A 21,416-nucleotide genomic window follows, 5' to 3' on the forward strand; every position below is an offset into this window, starting at 1 on the left:
TATCTTTCCTTATATCGTTTTATCTAGCTCGGAAGACTATCCGAGCCCGAGTTAAATCATAAGGTGTCAGTTCTACCGTCACCTTATCCCCAGGAGAGATCCGGATATAGTGCATACGCATTTTCCCGGAAATATGACCTAATACAATATGGTCATTCTCAAGCTTTACTTTAAAAGTTGCGTTAGGTAGAGTTTCAAGAATCTCCCCCTGCATTTGTATGGTATCTTCTTTAGCCATAATTCTACTTACGTGATAAAGATTTCATATCAAGACCGCTCATTAAACTCTCATATTGCTGAGTCATGCGGTAAGAGTTAATTTGGGTACTAAAGTCCATTGTCACCACGACTAAAATCAGTAAAGATGTACCACCCAAATAAAAAGGAACATTCAAAGCTGTTGTCAAAAATTCTGGAATTAAACAAATAGTTGTAATATATAATGCACCAAACAAAGTGAGGCGTAATACAACCTGCTCCAGATACTGAGAAGTTTGCTTACCAGGTCGAATTCCCGGCACAAAAGCACCGCTTTTCTTCAAATTCTCTGCCATTTCTTTTGGGCTAAAAACCAAGGCTGTATAAAAATAGCAGAAGAAAATAATTGTCACTGTAAATAACAAAATATATAAAGCTTGTCCATGCTGAAGCAAACCAGCAATTTTATGCAACAAACTACCTGTATCATTAGAACCAAACCAGCTTAACAAAGTGGATGGAAACAAAATAATACTTGACGCAAAAATAGGAGGAATGACGCCTGCCATATTCAACTTAAAGGGCATATGTGTATTAGAACCTTGCATTACACCGCTACCAATTTGGCGTTTCGCATAATGCACGGGAACTTTACGCTGCGCACTTTCAAAATATACAACAATATAAATTAATAGCAATGCACCAATAACAATTGACACAGCTGTAGGCATACCAATTGATCCTTGACTCGTTAAAGCTAATAATCTTGCTATACCAGAAGGAATACCGGCAGCGATACCAGCAGTAATAATCAAAGAAATGCCATTCCCAATCCCACGCTCCGTAATCTGCTCACCTAACCACATCAGGAACATTGTACCTGTGACTAAGCTCACTACCGTAGAAATATGGAACTCTAAAGAATTAGTGACAACTACACCTTGTTGGAATACAAAGGTAGCTACACCAAAACTCTGTAAGATAGCTAATAGTACTGTACCGTATCTTGTATATTTTGTAATAACTTTTCGACCTGCCTCCCCTTCCTTTTTTAATGCCTTTAAAGAAGGAATTATTTCAGAGGCCAATTGAACAATTATTGATGCTGAAATATATGGCATTATGCCAATTGCAAATATACTAAAGCGCTCTAACGAACCACCAGAAAACATGTTCAACATGCCTAGTATGCCGTTCCCAGCGCTTTCGTATAATTTAGCTAAAGCAACAGCATCTACGCCAGGTACAGGGATATGGGCACCAATACGAAAAACAACTAACGCCCCTAAAAGAAACGTTAGACGTTTTTTCAGATCTCCAAATTTGGACAAGCCTGATAAAGATTGTTGATTAGCCACTATAATGCAAGCCTTATTCTTCCACTTTACCACCAGCAGCTTCAATTGCTGCTTTAGCCCCTTTAGTGGCTTTAATGCCCTTCAGGACAACAGCTTTTGAAAGCTCACCAGAGGCAATAACTTTCACATTGGAAACAGTTGTAGGAACCAACCCAGCTTGCTTGAGAACTAATACATCAATCTCATTCACAGCGAGTAAGTTCAATTCACTCAAACGAATCTCAGCGTTAGCAGCAGCAGTCAAAGATTTGAAACCACGTTTTGGCAGGCGACGTTGCAAAGGCATTTGACCGCCTTCGAAACCTACTTTATGAAAACCACCAGAACGGCTTTTTTGACCTTTATGACCACGGCCACCAGTTTTACCTAAACCACTACCAATACCACGACCTACACGACGACGAGCGTGAGTAGCCCCCTCAGCAGGTTGAATAGAATTTAGAAACATATCAAGACTCCACTTTCAACAAGTAGCTGATTTTGTTAATCATACCACGGTTTTCAGGGGTATCTAAAACCTCTACTGTATGCTCACGATGGCGTAAACCTAAACCACGAGCACATGCACGATGAGATTCAATTGTACCAATCAGGCTCTTCACCAATGTAACTTTAATCTTTTTTTGCTCAGTCATGGTTTGCTCCCAAAATGTCTTCTACTGTTAGGCCACGTTTAGCAGCGATATCAGCAGGTGTATATAACTTAGACAAGCCATCTAATGTAGCTCGTACAATGTTATAAGGGTTTGTAGAACCATGCACTTTAGCAGAAATGTTATGAATACCCATAGCATCAAAAACTAAGCGCATAGGACCACCTGCCTTTACACCACTACCTTCTTTAGCGGGTTGCATAAAGACTTTAGTAGCGCCATGACGTCCAATAACCTCATGATGAATCGTACCATTTTTTAGAGGTACTTTAATCATAGAGCGACGAGCCTGATCCATTGCTTTTTGAACAGCTACCGGCACTTCTTTTGACTTACCTTTACCCATACCAATACGACCATCCCCATCACCAACAACAGTTAGCGCAGAGAAAGCCATGATACGACCACCTTTAACTACTTTAGTTACGCGATTAACTGCGACCATTTTTTCAATCAGGCCGTCACCACGTTCTTCAATTTCATGTTTTGCCATCTGAAAGTCTCCAATTATTAGAAGCTTAAACCATTTTCACGTGCAGCTTCAGCCAAAGCTTTCACTCGACCGTGATATTGGAAACCTGAACGATCAAAAGCAACTTTTTCTACGCCTACGGCTTTAGCTTTCTCAGCAATGCGCTTTCCTACTACTGCAGCCGCCTCGACGTTGCCACCAGATTTCAGACTACCACGCACTTCAGCTTCCAATGTAGAGGCTTGAGCCAATACTTTATCACCTTCAGCACTAATTACTTGAGCATAAATATGATTATTGCTACGGAACACACATAATCTTACCATTTTCAAGTCCGCAATACGTGCACGGGTTTTGCGTGCACGACGGAGTCGGGTTGTATGTTTATCCATTAGTGAACCTCAATTATTTTTTCTTGGCTTCTTTCATCACTACCACTTCACCTACATAACGAACACCCTTACCTTTATAAGGCTCAGGAGAACGGAATGCACGAATTTCAGCAGCGACTTGACCAACTACTTGTTTATCTGCACCAGTCAAAACGATCTCTGTTTGGCTAGGAGTTTGAACAGAAACACCTTCAGGCATTTCATATACGATTGGATGAGAAAAACCCAAAGACAAATTCAAAACTTTGCCTTGAGCTTGAGCACGGTAACCCACACCAATCAATTGTAGTTTTTTCTCAAAACCTTCTGAAACACCTTTAACCATATTATTAACTAATGCACGAGCAGTACCTGACATAGCATTTGCCTGCTTACTGTCATTTTTTGCAGCAAAAGTTAATTTACCATCGTTTAATTCAATGACGACATCAGAATGCAAAGGAAAGACCAACTCGCCATTCTTACCCTTGATAACCAATGCTTCTGTTCCAAATTTTACTTCTACACCAGCAGGAACAGTCACTGGGTTTTTTGCGACACGTGACATTTACTTTTCTCCACTAGGCTACGATGCACAACAACTCACCGCCGACGCCCTCAGAACGAGCCTTGCGGTCAGTCATCACACCTTTAGAAGTACTAACAATAGCGATACCCAATCCATTCATAACATTAGGAATTTCGCTAGAAGCTTTGTAAATACGCAAACCTGGACGTGAAACACGTTTAATTTGCTCAATCACAGGACGGCCTGCATAATATTTCAATTGAATTTCCAATACCGGCTTCGCATCAGCAGAAACCGAAAAATCCTCGATATAACCTTCTTCTTTCAAGACTTTTGCAATTGCACACTTTAATTTAGAGGAAGGCATGGCAACCGCTACCTTATTGGCACGTTGCGCATTACGAATACGAGTCAACATATCGGAAATAGGATCATGCATACTCATTATTAATACTCCTATTACCAGCTAGCTTTAACAACACCGGGAATCTCGCCACGCATAGCGATTTCACGGATTTTAATACGACCCAAACCGAATTTACGGAAAGTACCACGAGGACGACCTGTCAAAGCACAACGACGGCGTTGACGTACAGGAGCTGCATTACGCGGAATGGATTGGAATTTCAGACGAGCTTCAAAGCGCTCCTCTTCAGTTGCATTCGCATCATTAATAACAGCAAAAATTGCCTCACGTTTGGCTGCAAACTTTTTCGCCAGAGCTTGACGTTTCAGTTCACGATTAATAAGTGCTTTCTTAGCCATGATTATCCTTTAAACGGAAACTTGAACAGTGATAATAAAGCTTTAGCTTCCTCATCAGTTTTTGCAGTAGTTGTAATAGTAATATTCAAACCACGCAAAGCATCAATTTTATCGTATTCAATTTCCGGGAAAATGATTTGCTCGCGAACACCCATGTTGTAATTACCACGACCATCAAATGATTTGCCACTTACACCACGGAAGTCACGTACACGAGGTAATGCAATAGTAATCAAACGATCCAAGAATTCAAACATTTGATCACGGCGCAATGTTACTTTGCAACCGACAGGATAATTATCGCGAATCTTAAAACCTGCGATAGATTTACGAGCAACAGTAACGACTGGTTTTTGACCAGCAATTTTCTCTAAGTCAGATACCGCATGCTCCATAACTTTTTTATCAGCAACAGCTTCTCCAACACCCATATTTAAAGTAATTTTTTCAATACGGGGAACTTCCATTACTGACTTGTAACCAAATTGTTTAATCAGTTCAGGAACAACTGTATCTTTATAAAACTCTCTCAAACGAGCCATGTTATCTCCTTATGCTCCAATAACAGAGCCATTTGATTTGAAGAAACGAACGCGCTTAACTTTGCCTTCATTCTCAATCAGTTTAATACCAACACGGTCTGCTTTATTAGTTTCCGGATTCAGGATTGCAACATTAGAAATATCCAACGGCATTTCTTTAGCAACAATACCCCCCTCAATACCACGCATCGGATTGGGTTTTTGGTGACGTTTTACGACGTTAACACCTTCAATAACGACTTTACCACCCAATACGCGAACTACTTGACCTTGCTTACCTTTATCCTTACCAGTGATCACAACAACTTGGTCACCTTTAATGATTTTATTCATCGCGCTATTCCTTATAACACTTCAGGCGCCAATGAAACGATTTTCATAAATCGCTCAGTACGCAACTCGCGGGTTACCGGACCAAAAATACGGGTACCCAGAGGTTCAAGTTTATTGTTTAACAACACGGCGGCATTGTTATCGAATTTAATCAACGCACCATCAGGACGACGTACACCTTTAGCAGTACGAACAACAACCGCATTGTATACATCACCTTTTTTAACACGACCACGCGGGGCCGCATCTTTAACTGCGACTTTAATAATATCGCCAACAGAAGCGTAGCGACGCTTAGATCCGCCCAACACTTTGATGCACATCACACGACGCGCACCAGAGTTATCAGCCACATCTAAGATGGTCTGCATTTGAATCATATTAGTACCTTTAAATTAACCAACTTAATTTACCATTTTCATATAACTCGCCCACTTATTTCAATTGAGCTAACTAAATGAAACCATCACGGTTCTAGTAAACCAGTCTTGGATCCCGAAGGGAAGAAACTTCCAGAAGAAACTGAAAGATAAGAAACGAAGTTTACACGCAAATTCACTTTGGTGCAACACTTCGTTTCTTATTAAAGCTAACTGTCTTAAATTTTAAACAGTACGTGCTTTCTCAACCAGTTCTTTAACAACCCAAGATTTGGTTTTTGACAGTGGACGAGATTCCGCAATTACTACAACATCTCCAATTCCATATTGATTATTTTCATCATGGGCATGGATTTTAGTTGATAAACGGATAATTTTACCGTACAGAGGGTGTTTTACTTTACGCTCAACCAATACTGTCACAGTTTTGTCCATTTTGTCGCTTACCACTTTGCCTTGCAAAGTACGAACATTTTTATTTTCGCTCATTACTTAGCACCTTTTTCAGTTAAAATGGTTTTAATACGAGCAATATCGCGACGTACACGTTTTAATTCGCTTGGCTTACCCAATTGACCAGTTGCGTTTTGCATACGTAAGCCAAACTGAGCTTTTAACAAGTCCAACAAATCTGCATTTAATTGCTCAATAGATTTGTCTTTCAATTCATTTGCTTTCATTATTGACCTACCTGTCTTACTACAAAGGTCGTAGGAATAGGCAATTTGGCAGCAGCTAATTCAAATGCTTCACGAGCCAAAGCCTCTGGAACACCGTCCATCTCATACAACACTTTGCCTGGTTTGATTTCGGCAATGTAATATTCCACGTTACCTTTACCGCCACCCATACGAACTTGAATAGGTTTTTCAGTAATTGGTTTATCAGGGAATACACGAATCCAAATACGACCACCACGTTTAATGTGGCGAGTCATTGTACGACGAGCAGCTTCGATTTGGCGGGCAGTCAAACGACCGCGACCAACGGCTTTCAAACCGAACTCACCGAAACTTACTTTGTTACCGCGGGTAGCAATACCAGTATTGCGACCTTTTTGTTGCTTGCGGTATTTCAGTCTAGTTGGCTGCAGCATTACGTCCACCTGCCTTTCTTTGTTTCTTTTCATGCTCAGGTTTAGCTGAAGTCTTTACATTACTTTCAGTATAGACCCAAACTTTCAGACCCAGCACGCCATAAGTAGTATGAGCTTCGCTAGTTGCATAATCTACGTTTGCGCGCAAAGTATGCAGAGGTACTCGACCTTCACGATACCATTCGCTACGAGCAATATCTGCACCATTCAGACGACCTGAGGTCATAATCTTGATACCTTTTGCTCCTGAACGCATAGCATTTTGCATAGCGCGTTTCATAGCACGGCGGAATTGAACGCGTTTTTCCAATTGCTGAGCAATACCATCAGCAATAATTTGTGCATCCAATTCAGGTTTACGGATTTCTTCGATATTCACATGAACAGGCACGCCCATCAAGGCTTGCAAATCACGTTTCAGAACTTCGATATCCTCACCTTTTTTACCAATTACTACGCCTGGACGGGCAGAGTGGATGGTAATGCGTGCAGATTTTGCAGGACGCTCAATAACTACGCGACCAACAGAAGCATTCGCCAATTTTTTACGCAGGTAGTTACGAACATCAATATCTTGTTTCAAAACAGCAGAAAAGTCGGTGCTTTTAGCAAACCATTTTGAAGCCCAGTCTTTAGTTACCGCCAGGCGAAAGCCTGTAGGGTTAATCTTTTGTCCCATAGCTTTTCCTTAGTTGCCCACTGTCACATTGATATGACAAGTTTGTTTTTCAATGCGGTTACCGCGACCTTTGGCACGAGCTTGGAAACGTTTCAAGCTTGGACCTTTGTCAACAAAGATAGTGACCACTTTCAACTCATCAATGTCGGCACCGTTATTGTGCTCGGCATTAGCAATAGCTGATTCCAATACTTTTTTAATCAACTCAGCACCTTTTTTAGGGCTGAAAGTCAAAATATTCAAAGCTTGGGCAACGTCTTTACCACGAATCAAATCAGCTACCAAACGAGCTTTTTGAGCTGAAATACGGGCATTTTTATGTTGTGCATTTACTCTCATGATTCACCTTATTTCTTTTTAGCCTTTTTATCAGCCAAGTGGCCTTTAAAGGTACGGGTCAATGAGAATTCACCTAATTTATGACCAACCATGTTATCGCTGATAAACACAGGCACATGGGTGCGGCCGTTGTGCACAGCAATGGTCAGACCGATAAAATCAGGCAGAATGGTAGAACGACGAGACCAAGTTTTAATCGGGCGCTTGTCGTTGCTTGCACGAGCAGCATCTACTTTTTTCAGCAAATGCAGGTCTACATATGGGCCTTTTTTCAATGAACGAGCCATACTAATTAACCTTTATTTGAGTAACGACGACGAACAATCATGTTATCCGTGCGTTTGTTATTACGAGTGCGGTAGCCTTTAGCAGGAGTACCCCATGGGCTAACCGGTTCGCGAGCTTCACCGGTACGACCTTCACCACCACCATGCGGGTGATCGACAGGGTTCATGACAACACCACGAACGGTCGGACGAATACCGCGCCAACGATTGGCACCGGCTTTACCGATTTTCTTCAGGCTTTGCTCTTCGTTACCGACTTCACCGATGGTTGCACGGCAATCTACGTTGATTTTACGAACTTCACCAGAGCGCAGACGGACTTGAGCGTATGCACCTTCTTTAGCCAACAATACCGCAGAAGCACCGGCAGAACGTGCAATTTGAGCACCTTTGCCAGGTTTCATTTCGATACAGTGGATAGTTGTACCAACGGGGATGTTGCGGATCGGCAGGGTGTTACCTACTTTGATGGCAGCTTCAGCACCGGAAACCAATACAGCACCGGCTTGAATACCGCGAGGAGCGATGATGTAGCGACGCTCACCGTCTGCATAGCACAACAGTGCAATGAAGGCAGTACGGTTAGGATCGTATTCAATACGCTCTACTTTTGCAGGGATACCGTCTTTGTTACGTTTAAAGTCTACAACACGGTAATGGTGTTTATGACCGCCGCCTTTGTGACGGGTGGTGATATGACCATTATTGTTACGACCGGCAGTAGAATTTTTCTTTTCGAGCAAAGGTGCATAAGGCGCACCTTTGTGCAAACCTTCTGTTACCACGCGAACCATGCCGCGACGGCCTGCAGAAGTTGGCTTCATTTTAACAATTGCCATTTTGTTTATTCCTTATCTGCAGCTGCAGCAGCGGCTTCCAAATCCAACTCTTGACCGGCAGCCAAGCTTACATAAGCTTTTTTAACATCGCTGCGGCGGCCCAAAGTACGACCAAAACGCTTAGTTTTACCTTTAGTGGTAACGGTAGTTACAGAAGCAACTTGAACACCGAACAGCAGCTCAACAGCCGCTTTGATTTCAGGTTTGGTTGCATTTGCCAAAACTTTAAACGTCATTTGGTTGCGTTTTTCAGCCAATACGTTGCTTTTTTCAGAAACGATAGGTGCCAAAATCACTTGAGTCAAACGTTGTTGATTCATACCCATTGCTCCTCTAATTGTGCAACTGCATCTTTAGTGATGATTACTTTTTTGTAACGCAGCAAGCTGTAAGGATCAACTTGTTGAGCTTCCAAAACCAACACGTTTGGCAAGTTGCGTGAAGCCAAGTAAACATTCTCATCGAGCTGTTTGGTTACAAACAGCACTTGCTCCAGACCCAGATTTTTCACTTGTTCAGCAAAAACTTTGGTTTTAGGAGTTTCAGCAGTCAACGCTTCGATCGCAAACAAACGCTCGTCACGGGCCAATTGGGACAGGATAGTCGCCATACCGGCACGGTACATTTTACGGTTTACTTTTTGAGTGAAGTTTTCGTCGGGTTTGTTCGGGAACGCACGACCACCTTTACGCCACAGCGGAGAAGAAGTCATACCGGAACGGGCACGGCCGGTACCTTTTTGGCGCCATGGTTTTTTGGTTGAGTGTTTTACTTCGGCACGGGTTTTTTGAGCACGGTTGCCAGAGCGGGCGTTTGCCAAGTAGGCATTTACCAGCTGATGAACCAACGCTTCATTGTATTCGCGAGCGAACAAAGCATCAGAAACAGACAGACTGCCTGAAACTTGTCCTTTAGCGTCAATTACTTTCAATTCCATTACGCACCTACTTTCACGCTAGGACGAACTACAACATCGCTGTTGACCGCACCCGGAACAGCACCCTTAACCAACAGCAGTTGGCGTTCTGCATCAACACGTACAACTTCCAGTTTTTGGACAGTTGCTTTAGTGTTGCCGTATTGACCAGCCATGCGTTTACCGGGGAACACGCGACCTGGGTCTTGCGCCATACCGATAGAACCTGGAACACGGTGAGAACGGGAGTTACCATGGGAAGTACGTTGGGCACCGAAGTTATGACGTTTGATCGTACCGGAGAAACCTTTACCTTTAGAGGTACCGGTTACATCGACCAGTTGACCGACTTCAAACATAGAAACGGTGATTTCGTCACCGGCTTTCAATTCAGCCAGTTTTTCTTCAGTCAAAGCAAACTCCATCAAACCGCGACCAGCTTCAACACCTGCTTTTGCAAAGTGCCCAGCTTCGGCTTTGTTGACACGGTTAGCTTTTTTCTGACCAAAGGTAACTTGAACGGCAGTATAGCCGTCAGTATCTTTGGATTTTACTTGTGTAACGCGGTTGGCAGACATATCCAAAACGGTTACCGGAACAGAAACACCCTGTTCGTCGAACACGCGGGTCATACCAACTTTGCGTCCAACCAGACCTAAAGTCATGATTATTTTCCTTTTAAAGTAAAGGGGCGGGCTACGATTGGCCTGCCTTCGGACAATGATAAAACTTGGCACATTTGTACCAAGCCCTGAACTATACCACGACAATAAAGAAGTTTTCAAGAAAAATCTTAGGCTTGCCGCAGATTATTTACTATCATCCGAGCGATTTGGGTTTTATCCAATCCATCGATATTCTGTTCTGAATTTTGACAGTCTTAATTGTTGTTCAACGATATAAAAGGTCGTCTGAAATTTCATCTACAACAAAATTTCAGACGACCTCTTCTCAATACATGGTTATTTTACGCTACTCGGATACGTTTTATACCGAGAATGCTATTTCTGCAACTCCGTCGTTGGGTTTTGCTCGGGCTGGCGCGTGTGCAATTTATACCAACCAAACAACCGTACCAAACATAAAAAGGCAATCAAGGGCATACATAAAGCGGAAACCAAATAACGCGGGTTGCCGGTATTGAGGATGTTTCCTCCTGCCGACAGGGTCAATGCGGCATTAAACCATTCCCACAACGAAGGTACGCTGAAAGCCAACACGGCAATCAGTCCGAGCGTTCGGAAAATACCGATGGGCAAAATCTGACGTTTTAGCACTGTACGGTTTAGCTGTAACAAGACAATCAATCCGAACCCGATGATGATGACCATGCCACCGTTTGCAACGATTTGCAGGCTGTTGAACGCGATGTCGGGTGTTACCGCCAGTCCGCCGTCTGAAGCAGGAGCCGCTTGCTGCTGAAGGTTAAGTCCTTGAACGATATTTAAAACGAAACCATAAACCATATCGGCAAGCATAATACCTATGGGCAAAGAAGTGAGCATTCGTCTTAGCATGGTTGTGTCTGATAATGATGAAAAAGATATGGATGGAAACTAATGTAGTTTCAGACAACCTATCCACTATACACATCCATTTAAGGAGGGTCGTCTGAAAAGTGGCAGACGGTATTGTAGCGGATTGCCGCCCCAAACGTATGTAAAATTAAATTTAGCCTAAGTCATAAAATCCTGTAATTTTCCACCAATCATTTAACTTTGGGAGTAAAATCCCAAAATATTAATTTGCATCATGATTTACGGCTTGGATGTCTCGACATAAGTTTTAGATTTACAGTTTCAGACGACGTTGGGATGCTATTTTGTAATTTTCTAACAAAGCCGTATGCCATTTATCAACGGATTGACCGAAAGGACGCTTCACATGAGTAATGCAAAACGCGATGTAACCCGCATCAGCCACAACACCAAAATCGTCGCCACGTTGGGGCCGGGCAGCAACAATGTCCAGTTGTTGGAAGACATGATCCGTGTAGGCGGTCTGAATGTCGTCCGTTTCAACTTCAGCCACGGCACGCCTGAATTCCATCAGGAAAACGCCCGCATCGTGCGTGAAGCGGCAAAACGCGCCGGACAGGAAATCGCCATCCTCGCCGACTTGCAAGGTCCGAAAATCCGTGTCGGCAAAATCGCCGGTGGCAGCATCGAATTGAACAAAGGCGAAACGCTGGTTCTTGATGCCGCACTCGAAGGCGAAGGCACTCGCGACGCAGTCGGTTTGGACTACCGCGACCTGCCTAATGATGTCGTTGCGGGCGATGTTTTGTGGTTGGACGACGGTTTGCTGACTTTGACCGTGGAATCCGTTGAAGGCAGTAAGATTGTTACTAAAGTTGAAAACAGCCATGTGTTGAAAAGCAACAAAGGCATCAATAAACGCGGCGGCGGTTTGTCCGCAGGCGCGTTGACCGAGAAAGACTTCCGCGACCTGAAAACCGCGATTGCCATCGGTTGCGACTACCTCGCCATCAGCTTTGTAAAATCCGCCGAAGATTTGCACACTGCCCGCGCCAAAGTCGAAGAAGAAATGAAAGGCAGCACTGCCGTTCGCCCCGGTTTGGTTTCCAAAATCGAACGTGTGGAAGCGATTGAAAACTTGGACGAAATCATCCTCGCCAGCGACGGTATCATGGTGGCGCGTGGCGACTTGGCGGTTGAAGTCGGACACGCAGCCGTCCCCGCCCTGCAAAAACGCATGATCCGCCGCGCACGCGAATTGCGCCGCTTCAGCATTACGGCAACCCAAATGATGGAATCCATGATCACCAACCCCGTCCCGACCCGCGCGGAAGTCAGCGATGTGGCAAACGCGGTATTGGACGGTACCGATGCGGTGATGTGTTCCGCCGAAACCGCCGTCGGCGCGTATCCTTTTGAAACCGTCAGCCAAATGGCGATTATTTGCGCGGCTGCGGAAAAAGAACAAGATTCGCTCAACGGCGTTGCCGAACAGGTCGATTATCCCGAAGCCGTCAGCACCAACTTGGCGATTGCCGGCGGTGCGGTCAGCGTGGCGCGCGCGGTTCACGCCAAAGCCATCGTCGCCCTGACTGAAAGCGGTTCGACCGCCTTCGAAGTCAGCCGCCACAACATCACCTTGCCGATTTTCGCGCTGACCCCGAGCATTTCCGCCCAACGCCGTATGGCGATGTACCGCGGCGTGCGCCCGCTGATTTTGGCGACCAGCACCGACCACGATACCGCGCTGAACGAAGTGGAAGCCATGTTGGTCGAACATAAAATCTTAAGCTCCGGCGACCAATACATCATCACCAGCGGTTCGCAAATGCGCGAATCCGGTTCGACCAATACGCTGGAAGTGTTGCACGTTAAATAATCGACACGCAAACGGCAGATAAACAAGAGGTCGTCTGAAAACTTGGAAACGGGTTTTCAGACGACCTTTCGTTTTCTTTTGAAGCAAGATTTTTGAGCACTGAAACACTAGGAGTCTATAATTTTTTAAGAACCTCAAGTCTAGGCACAAAGACAGAAAAGTGTGCTGCTTTGTGAGCACTGAAACACTAGGAGTCTATAATTTTTTAAGAACCTCAAGTCTAGGCACAAAGACAGAAAAGTGTGCTGCTTTGAAAGCTGGAGAATATCTAACGGGCTTGAGGGCTAATGTAAGAGCTTCAACCAATCAACTTTCAATAAGAAAGAAATGAATATGCCAAAAGATCAAATGAAAGATAATTTTTTTGACCTTATAGAAGAATTTCTAAATTTATTTAATCAGAGAGATTTTAAACAACTCGAAATCAAATTTCAGATTAACAAAGGTGTGTATGAGGAAATTTTGGAAGAACTGGATGATGAAAATCTTTTAGCTAAAAAATTATCATTACCTCCCAAAGCAATAGCATTGACCGCACGAAATGATAATAGGGCAATATTTGAAACATATGAAATGAATGGTACAGAAGAAGTTATAGGAATCGAATGCTGTTTATATGCAGATAACAAGGAAACTGACCTAACCCTAGAAGGTAGTTTTCATAAAAAAGATGGCAAATTTATTTTTGTTTATCAGGGTATTCGTGCATAAAGCTCTAATAGAGGGAACCAAGTCATCAATAAATCCCGCAATGACATCTTTACCACAGTCCCGCCCTCTCCTATCTACGCAACACACAAGTTTTTCTGAAAGCGTCCAAAAATATTAGGCAAACGCGATAACGTGGTATAGAATCGAGTACCTACACTAATCAAACGGAATGACCGTTAGGAAACAACCGTATTTTGATTGAAAACTGCCGTCCTTCAGCCTCAAAATTCGCGCAAAAGCAGCTTGCAGGATTTCCGCTTCAAAGACCATCGTTTCAATTCAACATGCCGATTCCAAACCGTCAGCCCGCTCCAGACACGGAGGCGTTTGTTTCAGACGACCTCTTTATTATTTACAAGCAGGTACAAGAAAATGACACACTCACCCATCAAACAAACCGTAATCTTACTCAGCGCCGTCTTCTTCTCCGGCGCAGTCCACGCTTCGGGCTACCATTTCGGTACGCAGTCGGTCAACGCGCAAGGCACTGCCAACTCTTCCGGCGCGGAAGCCGCCGACGCATCGACCATCTTCTACAACCCTGCCGGCCTGTCCAAACTCGACAGCAGCCAAGTTTCCGTCAACGCCAACATCGTCATCCCCAGCATCCACTACGAAGCCGATTCCGCAAAATACTATCAAGGCGGCGATGTTTCCGGCTCAAAAAGCGGCAAAATCACCAAAACCACCGTCGCTCCGCACCTCTACGGCGCATACAAAGTCAATGACGATGTAACTTTAGGCTTGGGCGTGTATGTTCCCTTCGGCTCTGCCACCGAATACGAAAAAGATTCCGTGCTGCGCCACAACATCAACAAACTGAGCCTCACCAGCATCGACATCGAACCGGTCGTCGCTTGGAAAGCCAATGAAAACCATGCTTTCGGTGCAGGTTTGATCGCCCAATATTCCAAAGCCGAATTGCGCAAATATTCCGACTGGGATGCTTCCGGCTCCATCAGCCAACTCGCCAGCGGCCTTGCCTCACGCGCCGCCGGCCGCCCTGTCTCCGTCAGTGCGCAAGGCAAATCTGATGGACACGCCGAAGTAAAAGGCCACGACTGGGGCTTCGGCTATCAACTCGCTTGGATGTGGGACATCAACGACCGCGCACGGGTCGGCGTGAACTACCGCTCCAAAGTAACCCACACCCTCAAAGGCTCGGCAGAATGGGAAGCCGACGGCGCATACGCCCGCCGCGCTTGGGATTTGGGCGCGCTTGCCGCCCGCGGCTACGTTCCGCATGAAAAAGCAAGCGTCAAAATTGTAACCCCCGAATCCTTGTCCGTTCACGGCATGTACAAAGCCACCGACAAATTCAACCTGTTCAGCGATGTAACTTGGACGCGCCACAGCCGCTTCAACAAAGCGGAACTGGTTTTTGAAAACACCAAAAACGTCGTCAACGGCAAATCCGACCGCACCGTTATCACCCCCAACTGGCGCAACACTTACAAAGTCGCGCTCGGCGGTTCTTACCAAGTGACCGACCCGCTGCAACTGCGCGCAGGCATCGCCTTTGACCGCTCGCCCGTCAAAAACGCCGGCTACCGCATGAACAGCCTGCCCGACGGCAACCGCATCTGGTTCTCGCTCGGCGCGAAATACCATATCGGCAAAAACCACGTCCTCGATGCCGCTTACAGCCACATCCACATCAACGACACCCGCTACCACACCGCCCGAGCCACCGGCAGCGATGTGGACAGCAAAGGCGCATCCAGCGCGCACTTCAAAAACCACGCCGACATCATCGGCCTGCAATACACTTACAAATTCAAGTAAGCCGTTTGGCACCGACATCAAAAGGTCGTCTGAAAACCGATATCCAGGTTTTCAGACGACCTTTTGCCATAAATTGACATCAGGAATACTTCCTTCCGCCTCCCATCGGACGGGTACACAGAATAAGGACGCCGTCTCAGCCGAACGCAGACAGGATCAATAAAAAACCTCCCTGTTTGGAAGACCAGGGATAGGTGCTTGATTTATCAAATTGATAATTATGACGAACTTTTTACCCCGGCCCCTGCCTTAAGAAGTAAAGCAGTCCAATTATGCGAACTGTCCGCCATAAACGATATAGTGGATTAACTTTAAACCAGTACGGCGTTGCCTCGCCTTGCCGTACTATCTGTACTGTCTGCGGCTTCGTCGCCTTGTCCTGATTGAAATTTAATCCACTATAAAGGGCTCCAAAGTGAATGAATAATTTCCAAATATTTTTGTTTCTAGGCATCTTGATGATGCTTCTCACCATCCTTCTCTACAAAAATGGCTGGGTAAAACCCGTCAAACCCGCTGAATCCGACAGCCGTCCTCCGATTTTCTGGATTTCGATAACGGTCGTCGTCATGCTCGGCATCATTTCTTTAATCAGGTGGATGGGATGGTAATTGGCGAGAAGGGAAAGGTCGTCTGAAACCTCGATATTCGGATTTTCAGACGACCTTTTTGTTTGGCTTATTGGTGTTCCAATATTCCCAGACATACGGACAAACAGCGTTTCCGGGAAAGCGTATTACGTTGATTCGCTTTGTTTTGCGGTAAATTCTGACGCTACCTTTTGGCTTGTTTAAATAATGGCTTACTGATGAAATAATAAAAATTATTTGCATTTGTGCGACTCCGTTTATAAACTCTTACTTTTAAGACAGGCAGATGGCGGTACTTTGTCAGACTTGGGATAAAGAGACGGCGGAATTAAATATCCGATAGATATTTTTGGCGTATCAGACAGTATTTCAAACCCGATACTTTCAAACAAAATTTCTACTGCCCTGTCTAACCGGGGTCGTCTGAATTTTTTAGAGAGGTTTGTCATGTCCGTCATGTTGATACCGATAGCCCTTTTCTTCTCTTTCTTCTTTTTTGCCTTACACCGCGCTATCGCGCCCGATAGGGTGTTGGACGGTGACACGCTCATTTGTTTTAGCTGTAACAAGTTTTTCAGCCGCGAGCTTTTGTATTACGGAACGCGGGGCGTATTTGTTTATCGCGCTGTCCGAGGGGAAGCCTGTGGTTCGGCCATGAAGGTTTCAACAGGCTTCATGAACATTTGCTGCGTGTGAATTCGAATGCGGTGAAGACAAAATGGGCTGGTTTTGATCCCCATCTGGACATTAAGTTTTAAGGTTTGTTTTATATATGTTGATTGCTTTTTTGATTATGTTGCGCGAGGGCATCGAGGCGGCTTTGATCGTCGGTATCGTCGCGGGTTTTTTGAAACAGTCGGGACATTCGCGGCTGATGCCTAAGGTGTGGCTGGGTGTGGCTTTGGCTGCGCTGATGTGTTTGGGCATCGGATACGGCATCCATTCGGCAACGGGCGAGATTCCGCAGAAGGAGCAGGAATTTGTGGTCGGCGTTATCGGTTTGGTGGCGGTGGCAATGCTGACTTATATGATTTTATGGATGAAAAAAGCCGCCCGTTCGATGAAGCAGCAGCTTCAGGATTCGGTTCAGACGGCCTTAAACCGCGGCGACGGCCAAGGCTGGGCTTTGGTCGGCATGGCTTTTCTGGCTGTGGCACGCGAGGGGCTGGAGAGTGTGTTTTTCCTCTTGGCGGTGTTTCAGCAGAGTCCGACTTGGTCTATGCCCGTCGGCGCGGTATTGGGGCTGCTGGCCGCAGTGGTCATCGGCGCGCTGATTTATCAGGGCGGTATGCGTCTGAATCTGGCAAAGTTTTTCCGCTGGACGGGCGCGTTTTTGATTGTGGTGGCCGCCGGTTTGGTGGCCGGTTCGCTGCGCGCGCTGCATGAGGCGGGCGTGTGGAACCACCTGCAAGAAGTGGTGTTTGATTCTTCCAAATACCTGCATGAAGACAGCCCGATGGGCGTGCTGCTCGGCGGCTTCTTCGGCTATACCGACCACCCGACGCAGGGCGAGGTGCTGGCGTGGCTGCTGTATTTGGTTCCGGTCATGATTTGGTTTTTGCACGGCAGCAGGCCCGCCGCGGTGCAGAGGTCGTCTGAAAGCCATTAGAGACTGTCGACAGCCCCTAGTGGCGCTTAAAAACTCCGTATCTCATTCTTATCAACATGCCAAAGAGGTTTGAAATGAAAAAACTCAATATAACTGCTTTATCCGTGATGCTGGCTTTGGGTCTGACCGCGTGTCAGCCGCCCGAAGCGGAAAAATCCGCGCCTGCCGCGTCAGGTGCATCAAGCGCGAATGCCGACGGCACCGTCAACGTCGGCGTGAACGACACTGCCTGCGAACCGATGGAACTGACCGTACCGAGCGGACAAGTCGTGTTCAACATCAAAAACAACAGCGGCCGCAAGCTCGAATGGGAAATCCTCAAAGGCGTGATGGTGGTTGACGAACGCGAAAACATCGCTCCCGGACTTTCCGACAAAATGACCGTTACCCTGCTGCCGGGCGAATACGAAATGACCTGCGGCCTCTTGACCAACCCGCGCGGCAAACTGGTCGTTACCGACAGCGGCTTTAAAGACACCGGCAACGAAGCCGATTTGGAAAAACTCGCCAAACCGCTTGCCGACTATAAAGTTTACGTCCAAGGCGAAGCCAAAGAGCTGGTTGCCAAAACCAAAGCCTTCACCGACGCCGTCAAAGCGGGCGACATCGAAAAAGCCAAATCCCTGTTTGCCGCCACCCGCACCCACTACGAACGCATCGAGCCGATTGCCGAACTCTTCAACGAACTCGACCCCGCCATCGACGCGCGTGAAGACGACTTCAAAGATAAAACCGAAGACGCGGCCTTCACCGGCTTCCACCGCATCGAACACGCCCTGTGGGTCAAAAAAGATGTATCCGGCGTGAAAGACATTGCCGACAAACTCATGAAAGACGTTGAAGCCCTGCAAAAAGAAATCGACGCCCTCTCCTTCCCGCCGAACAAAGTCGTCGGCGGCGCGGCAGTGTTGATTGAAGAAGTTGCCGGCAGCAAAATCAGTGGCGAAGAAGACCGTTACAGCCACACCGACTTGAGCGACTTCCAAGCCAACATCGAAGGCGCGCAAAAAATCGTCGAACTCTTCCGTCCGATGATTGCCGAGAAAAACAAAGCCCTGCTCGAGAAAGTCGATGCCAACTTCAAACAAGTCACCGACATCCTCGCCAAATACAAAACCAAAGACGGCTTTGAAACCTACGACAAACTCAGCGACGAAGACCGCAAAACCCTTCAGGCACCGATTAACGCCCTTGCCGAAGACCTGAGCCAACTGCGCGGCACACTGGGTCTCAAATAAACTTTTGACCCGCCCGTTTCAGACGACCTTTTGAGATACAAGGGGTCGTCTGAAAACTTATCGCTGATGCCCTCTCCCACGGAAAGGGAAAGGCCGTAGCGTGGGCTTTGCCCGCGAAAACCCCAATACAGCCCTGTGGGTCGGATACTTGTATCCGACAAAGCTCAAACCGCGACACACCTTGCCGCCATGCCAAAATACATTCAGGACAAACCATGAGCCAAGACAACTCACAACCCGCCCAACCGACCAAACGCACCCTGTTCAAAACCGTCCTTGCCGCAGGCGCAGCCGGCGCGGCAGGCTGGTTCGCCGGCAAACAACAAGGCGAAACCGCCGCCGAGACCCGTCTCAACGAACACTCCCCGCAAGCCTACCCCTGCTACGGCACGCACCAAGCCGGCATTACCACCCCGCACCAACTCTTCGGCATCATGTGCGCCTTCGACGTAACCGCCAAAGACCCTAAACAACTCGAAAACCTCTTCCGCACCCTCACCGCCCGCATCGAATTCCTCACCCAAGGCGGCGAGTACCAAGACGGTGACGAAAAACTCCCCCCCGCAGGCAGCGGCCTGCTCGGCAAAACATTCCGTCCCGACGGCCTCACCATCACCGTCGGCGTCGGCAGCAGCCTCTTTGACGACCGCTTCGGACTCAAAGACAAAAAACCCCGCCACCTCCAAGAAATGCGCGACTTCCCCAACGACCGCCTCCAAAAATCATGGTGCGACGGCGACCTCAGCCTCCAAATTTGCGCCTTCACCCCCGAAACCTGCCAAGCCGCCCTGCGCGACATCATCAAAAACACCGCCCAAACCGCCGTCATCCGCTGGAGCATAGACGGCTGGCTGCCCAAAGCCGAACCCGGAGCCATCGCCGCCCGCAACCTCTTAGGCTTCCGCGACGGCTCCGGCAACCCCGACGTATCCGATCCTAAAATTGCCGACCAAGTCCTCTGGACAGGCATCGCCGCCAACAGCCAAGACGAACCCGCCTGGGCGAAAAACGGCAGCTACCAGGCCGTCCGCCTCATCCGTCACTTCGTCGAATTCTGGGACAGAACCCCCTTGCAGGAACAAACCGAAATCTTCGGCCGCCGCAAATACAGCGGCGCCCCCATGGACGGCAAAAAAGAGAGCGACACCGCCGACTTCGCCAAAGACCCCGACGGCAAAACCACCCCCAAAGACAGCCACATGAGGCTGGCCAACCCCCGCGACCCCGAGTTCATGAAAAAACACCTGCTCTACCGCCGTGCCTTCAACTACTCCCGCGGCCTCGCCGCCAACGGCCAGCTCGACGTCGGCCTGATTTTCATCTGCTACCAGGCCAACCTCGCCGACGGCTTCATCTTCGTCCAAAACCTGCTCAACGGCGAACCGCTGGAAGAATACATCAGCCCCTTCGGCGGCGGCTATTTCTTCATCCTCCCCGGCGTCGAAAAAGGCGGCTTCCTCGCCCAAAGCCTGCTCAGTGCGTGAACACAGATTTAGGATAAACCAACCCGTAGCATGGGCTTTGCCCACGACCTTTCACCGAACATCCGAATCCAATTATCCCTGTTCATTCTGACGGCGCAGAGGTCTTATCCGTAAAAACTCTCCCTGCAAAAAGGTCGTCTGAAAACTAAGTATTCCGGTTTTCAGACGACCTTTCCCTCAAATGGGCACAGGCTTGGGACAAACCGAACCCGTAGCGTGGGCTTCGCCCACGACCTTTTCCCCAAACATCCGAATCCAATCATCTCTGTTTATTCATGTATAGAATCCACGCTACGGGCGGCTTGGTTTTTAATCAGCATTATGAACCGTCATTCCCGCGCAGGCGGGTTTGCTGCATATTCTGAGGTTTTGCCACAAAGTGCCGCCGTTGCTTTTGTCTTGGCGGAGGTAGCGGTAAACGGTACTGTGATGGAGCGTGATCCCGTAGTGTTTGCGCAGGTAGGCGCATACTTGTTCGGGACTGAGTTTGCGGCGGATAAGGGTGTCGATGTGTTGAATCAGCTGCGAGTGGAGCTTATAGGGTTTTCGCTGGCGCTGTTTGGTAATCCGGCTTTGCCGTTGGGCTTTTTCGGCACTGTATTGCTGTCCTTGGATGCAGTGCCGCTTGATTTCGCGGCTGATGGTGCTTTTGTGGCGGTTAAGCTGTTTGGCGATTTCGGTGACGGTGCAGTGGCGTGACAGGTATTGTATATGGTATCGTTCGTCTTGGGTCAGTTGTGTGTAGCTCATGGCAATCTTTCTTGCAGGAAAGGCCGTATGCTACCGCATACTGGCCTTTTTCTGTTATGGAAAGTTGCATTTCAAATGCGAATCCGCCGACCTTTCCACATATGCATCCTGATCTGACGGCCGAATGAAGCGGGA

At 47.1% G+C, this 21,416-nt stretch carries 30 protein-coding genes and 2 pseudogenes; 6 read left to right on the plus strand and 26 right to left on the minus strand.

Going from position 1 to position 21,416, the window contains the following annotated elements; all coding sequences use genetic code 11:
- Positions 1 to 19: 19 nt before the first annotated feature.
- From infA to HMPREF2726_RS11035, 23 genes are all read right to left on the minus strand, one after another.
- Positions 20 to 238: a translation initiation factor IF-1 gene (gene infA, locus HMPREF2726_RS10925; RefSeq protein WP_002215452.1), complete on the minus strand. Its 219-nt coding sequence runs from the start codon at positions 236 to 238 to the stop codon at positions 20 to 22.
- Between the two features lie 4 nt (positions 239 to 242).
- Positions 243 to 1,556, minus strand: coding sequence for a preprotein translocase subunit SecY (gene secY / locus HMPREF2726_RS10930; protein WP_036529768.1), 1,314 nt, complete (start codon positions 1,554 to 1,556; stop codon positions 243 to 245).
- 13 nt (positions 1,557 to 1,569) lie between these two features.
- Positions 1,570 to 2,004: a 50S ribosomal protein L15 gene (rplO, locus tag HMPREF2726_RS10935; RefSeq protein WP_003775851.1), complete on the minus strand. Its 435-nt coding sequence runs from the start codon at positions 2,002 to 2,004 to the stop codon at positions 1,570 to 1,572.
- A 1-nt stretch (position 2,005) separates the two neighbouring features.
- Positions 2,006 to 2,191 carry a 50S ribosomal protein L30 gene (gene rpmD / locus HMPREF2726_RS10940; protein WP_003759717.1) on the minus strand — a complete coding sequence of 62 codons (186 nt, stop codon included), beginning with the start codon at positions 2,189 to 2,191 and terminating at the stop codon, positions 2,006 to 2,008.
- Positions 2,184 to 2,702, minus strand: a complete 519-nt coding sequence (gene rpsE, locus HMPREF2726_RS10945) for a 30S ribosomal protein S5 (RefSeq protein WP_003684704.1) — start codon at positions 2,700 to 2,702, stop codon at positions 2,184 to 2,186. The genes rpmD and rpsE overlap by 8 nt, the downstream gene beginning before the upstream one ends.
- 17 nt (positions 2,703 to 2,719) lie before the next feature.
- Complete coding sequence (rplR, locus tag HMPREF2726_RS10950) at positions 2,720 to 3,073, minus strand: 50S ribosomal protein L18 (RefSeq protein ID WP_003775849.1); 354 nt, start codon at positions 3,071 to 3,073, stop codon at positions 2,720 to 2,722.
- A 13-nt stretch (positions 3,074 to 3,086) separates the two neighbouring features.
- The gene (rplF, locus tag HMPREF2726_RS10955; RefSeq protein ID WP_009312997.1) at positions 3,087 to 3,620 is read right to left on the minus strand and encodes a 50S ribosomal protein L6; all 534 of its coding nucleotides are present in this window, start codon (positions 3,618 to 3,620) and stop codon (positions 3,087 to 3,089) included.
- A gap of 13 nt (positions 3,621 to 3,633) precedes the next feature.
- Positions 3,634 to 4,026: a 30S ribosomal protein S8 gene (gene rpsH / locus HMPREF2726_RS10960; protein WP_003759723.1), complete on the minus strand. Its 393-nt coding sequence runs from the start codon at positions 4,024 to 4,026 to the stop codon at positions 3,634 to 3,636.
- A 14-nt stretch (positions 4,027 to 4,040) separates the two neighbouring features.
- A complete protein-coding gene (rpsN, locus tag HMPREF2726_RS10965; protein ID WP_003684736.1) occupies positions 4,041 to 4,346 on the minus strand; it encodes a 30S ribosomal protein S14 in 306 nt (101 codons plus the stop codon).
- Between the two features lie 2 nt (positions 4,347 to 4,348).
- Positions 4,349 to 4,888, minus strand: coding sequence for a 50S ribosomal protein L5 (rplE, locus tag HMPREF2726_RS10970; RefSeq protein ID WP_003759725.1), 540 nt, complete (start codon positions 4,886 to 4,888; stop codon positions 4,349 to 4,351).
- A gap of 9 nt (positions 4,889 to 4,897) precedes the next feature.
- Positions 4,898 to 5,221 carry a 50S ribosomal protein L24 gene (rplX, locus tag HMPREF2726_RS10975; RefSeq protein WP_009312994.1) on the minus strand — a complete coding sequence of 108 codons (324 nt, stop codon included), beginning with the start codon at positions 5,219 to 5,221 and terminating at the stop codon, positions 4,898 to 4,900.
- 11 nt (positions 5,222 to 5,232) lie between these two features.
- Positions 5,233 to 5,601 (minus strand): 50S ribosomal protein L14, encoded by a 369-nt coding sequence (gene rplN / locus HMPREF2726_RS10980; RefSeq protein WP_002215434.1) that lies wholly within the window; start codon positions 5,599 to 5,601, stop codon positions 5,233 to 5,235.
- A gap of 225 nt (positions 5,602 to 5,826) precedes the next feature.
- Complete coding sequence (gene rpsQ, locus HMPREF2726_RS10985) at positions 5,827 to 6,090, minus strand: 30S ribosomal protein S17 (RefSeq protein ID WP_003707145.1); 264 nt, start codon at positions 6,088 to 6,090, stop codon at positions 5,827 to 5,829.
- A complete protein-coding gene (gene rpmC / locus HMPREF2726_RS10990) occupies positions 6,090 to 6,281 on the minus strand; it encodes a 50S ribosomal protein L29 (protein ID WP_003675882.1) in 192 nt (63 codons plus the stop codon). The genes rpsQ and rpmC overlap by 1 nt, the downstream gene beginning before the upstream one ends.
- Positions 6,281 to 6,697 carry a 50S ribosomal protein L16 gene (gene rplP / locus HMPREF2726_RS10995; protein WP_003675880.1) on the minus strand — a complete coding sequence of 139 codons (417 nt, stop codon included), beginning with the start codon at positions 6,695 to 6,697 and terminating at the stop codon, positions 6,281 to 6,283. Before rplP ends, rpmC begins: the two co-directional genes overlap by 1 nt.
- A complete protein-coding gene (rpsC, locus tag HMPREF2726_RS11000; RefSeq protein WP_009312987.1) occupies positions 6,681 to 7,376 on the minus strand; it encodes a 30S ribosomal protein S3 in 696 nt (231 codons plus the stop codon). The genes rplP and rpsC overlap by 17 nt, the downstream gene beginning before the upstream one ends.
- 9 nt (positions 7,377 to 7,385) lie before the next feature.
- Positions 7,386 to 7,715, minus strand: a complete 330-nt coding sequence (rplV, locus tag HMPREF2726_RS11005; protein WP_003675877.1) for a 50S ribosomal protein L22 — start codon at positions 7,713 to 7,715, stop codon at positions 7,386 to 7,388.
- Between the two features lie 8 nt (positions 7,716 to 7,723).
- Complete coding sequence (gene rpsS / locus HMPREF2726_RS11010) at positions 7,724 to 8,002, minus strand: 30S ribosomal protein S19 (protein WP_002215422.1); 279 nt, start codon at positions 8,000 to 8,002, stop codon at positions 7,724 to 7,726.
- 5 nt (positions 8,003 to 8,007) lie between these two features.
- Positions 8,008 to 8,841, minus strand: a complete 834-nt coding sequence (gene rplB / locus HMPREF2726_RS11015) for a 50S ribosomal protein L2 (RefSeq protein WP_003742892.1) — start codon at positions 8,839 to 8,841, stop codon at positions 8,008 to 8,010.
- A gap of 5 nt (positions 8,842 to 8,846) precedes the next feature.
- On the minus strand, positions 8,847 to 9,161 hold the full coding sequence (rplW, locus tag HMPREF2726_RS11020) for a 50S ribosomal protein L23 (protein ID WP_002231529.1): 315 nt from the start codon (positions 9,159 to 9,161) through the stop codon (positions 8,847 to 8,849).
- Positions 9,158 to 9,778 carry a 50S ribosomal protein L4 gene (rplD, locus tag HMPREF2726_RS11025; protein ID WP_002218573.1) on the minus strand — a complete coding sequence of 207 codons (621 nt, stop codon included), beginning with the start codon at positions 9,776 to 9,778 and terminating at the stop codon, positions 9,158 to 9,160. Before rplD ends, rplW begins: the two co-directional genes overlap by 4 nt.
- Positions 9,778 to 10,422, minus strand: a complete 645-nt coding sequence (gene rplC / locus HMPREF2726_RS11030; protein WP_009312985.1) for a 50S ribosomal protein L3 — start codon at positions 10,420 to 10,422, stop codon at positions 9,778 to 9,780. Before rplC ends, rplD begins: the two co-directional genes overlap by 1 nt.
- Before the next feature lie 336 nt (positions 10,423 to 10,758).
- Positions 10,759 to 11,262, minus strand: a complete 504-nt coding sequence (locus HMPREF2726_RS11035) for a hypothetical protein (RefSeq protein ID WP_070603382.1) — start codon at positions 11,260 to 11,262, stop codon at positions 10,759 to 10,761.
- Positions 11,263 to 11,641: 379 nt separating this feature from the next.
- On the opposite strand from HMPREF2726_RS11035, the gene pyk reads away from it, so the two are divergent.
- The 3 genes from pyk to HMPREF2726_RS11050 all read left to right on the plus strand — a co-directional run bounded on the left by pyk (position 11,642) and on the right by HMPREF2726_RS11050 (position 15,610).
- Entirely contained in the window at positions 11,642 to 13,114 is a 1,473-nt protein-coding gene (gene pyk, locus HMPREF2726_RS11040; RefSeq protein WP_070603384.1) for a pyruvate kinase, read from the plus strand.
- 333 nt (positions 13,115 to 13,447) lie between these two features.
- On the plus strand, positions 13,448 to 13,825 hold the full coding sequence (locus HMPREF2726_RS11045) for a hypothetical protein (RefSeq protein ID WP_232203849.1): 378 nt from the start codon (positions 13,448 to 13,450) through the stop codon (positions 13,823 to 13,825).
- 372 nt (positions 13,826 to 14,197) lie between these two features.
- Positions 14,198 to 15,610 (plus strand): OmpP1/FadL family transporter, encoded by a 1,413-nt coding sequence (locus HMPREF2726_RS11050; RefSeq protein ID WP_009312982.1) that lies wholly within the window; start codon positions 14,198 to 14,200, stop codon positions 15,608 to 15,610.
- A 295-nt stretch (positions 15,611 to 15,905) separates the two neighbouring features.
- Here HMPREF2726_RS11050 and HMPREF2726_RS14515 read toward each other — a convergent pair.
- Positions 15,906 to 16,013: pseudogene (locus HMPREF2726_RS14515) on the minus strand (IS5/IS1182 family transposase); the annotation flags it as partial.
- Between the two features lie 78 nt (positions 16,014 to 16,091).
- A complete protein-coding gene (locus HMPREF2726_RS14520; RefSeq protein WP_198006989.1) occupies positions 16,092 to 16,316 on the minus strand; it encodes a hypothetical protein in 225 nt (74 codons plus the stop codon).
- Between the two features lie 656 nt (positions 16,317 to 16,972).
- Between HMPREF2726_RS14520 and efeU the strand changes: the two genes are divergently transcribed.
- From efeU to efeB, 3 genes are all read left to right on the plus strand, one after another.
- Positions 16,973 to 17,809, plus strand: a complete 837-nt coding sequence (gene efeU, locus HMPREF2726_RS11065) for an iron uptake transporter permease EfeU (RefSeq protein WP_009312979.1) — start codon at positions 16,973 to 16,975, stop codon at positions 17,807 to 17,809.
- Positions 17,810 to 17,883: 74 nt separating this feature from the next.
- A complete protein-coding gene (gene efeO, locus HMPREF2726_RS11070; RefSeq protein ID WP_009312978.1) occupies positions 17,884 to 19,047 on the plus strand; it encodes an iron uptake system protein EfeO in 1,164 nt (387 codons plus the stop codon).
- A 215-nt stretch (positions 19,048 to 19,262) separates the two neighbouring features.
- On the plus strand, positions 19,263 to 20,531 hold the full coding sequence (gene efeB / locus HMPREF2726_RS11075; protein WP_009312977.1) for an iron uptake transporter deferrochelatase/peroxidase subunit: 1,269 nt from the start codon (positions 19,263 to 19,265) through the stop codon (positions 20,529 to 20,531).
- Between the two features lie 345 nt (positions 20,532 to 20,876).
- On the opposite strand, the pseudogene HMPREF2726_RS11080 reads toward efeB, so the two are convergent.
- Positions 20,877 to 21,281, minus strand: a pseudogene (locus tag HMPREF2726_RS11080) (helix-turn-helix domain-containing protein); the annotation flags it as partial.
- Positions 21,282 to 21,416 lie beyond the last annotated feature (135 nt).

Origin of the sequence: Neisseria sp. HMSC074B07, assembly GCF_001810355.1 — a bacterium.
In the GTDB taxonomy this organism is placed as follows: domain Bacteria; phylum Pseudomonadota; class Gammaproteobacteria; order Burkholderiales; family Neisseriaceae; genus Neisseria.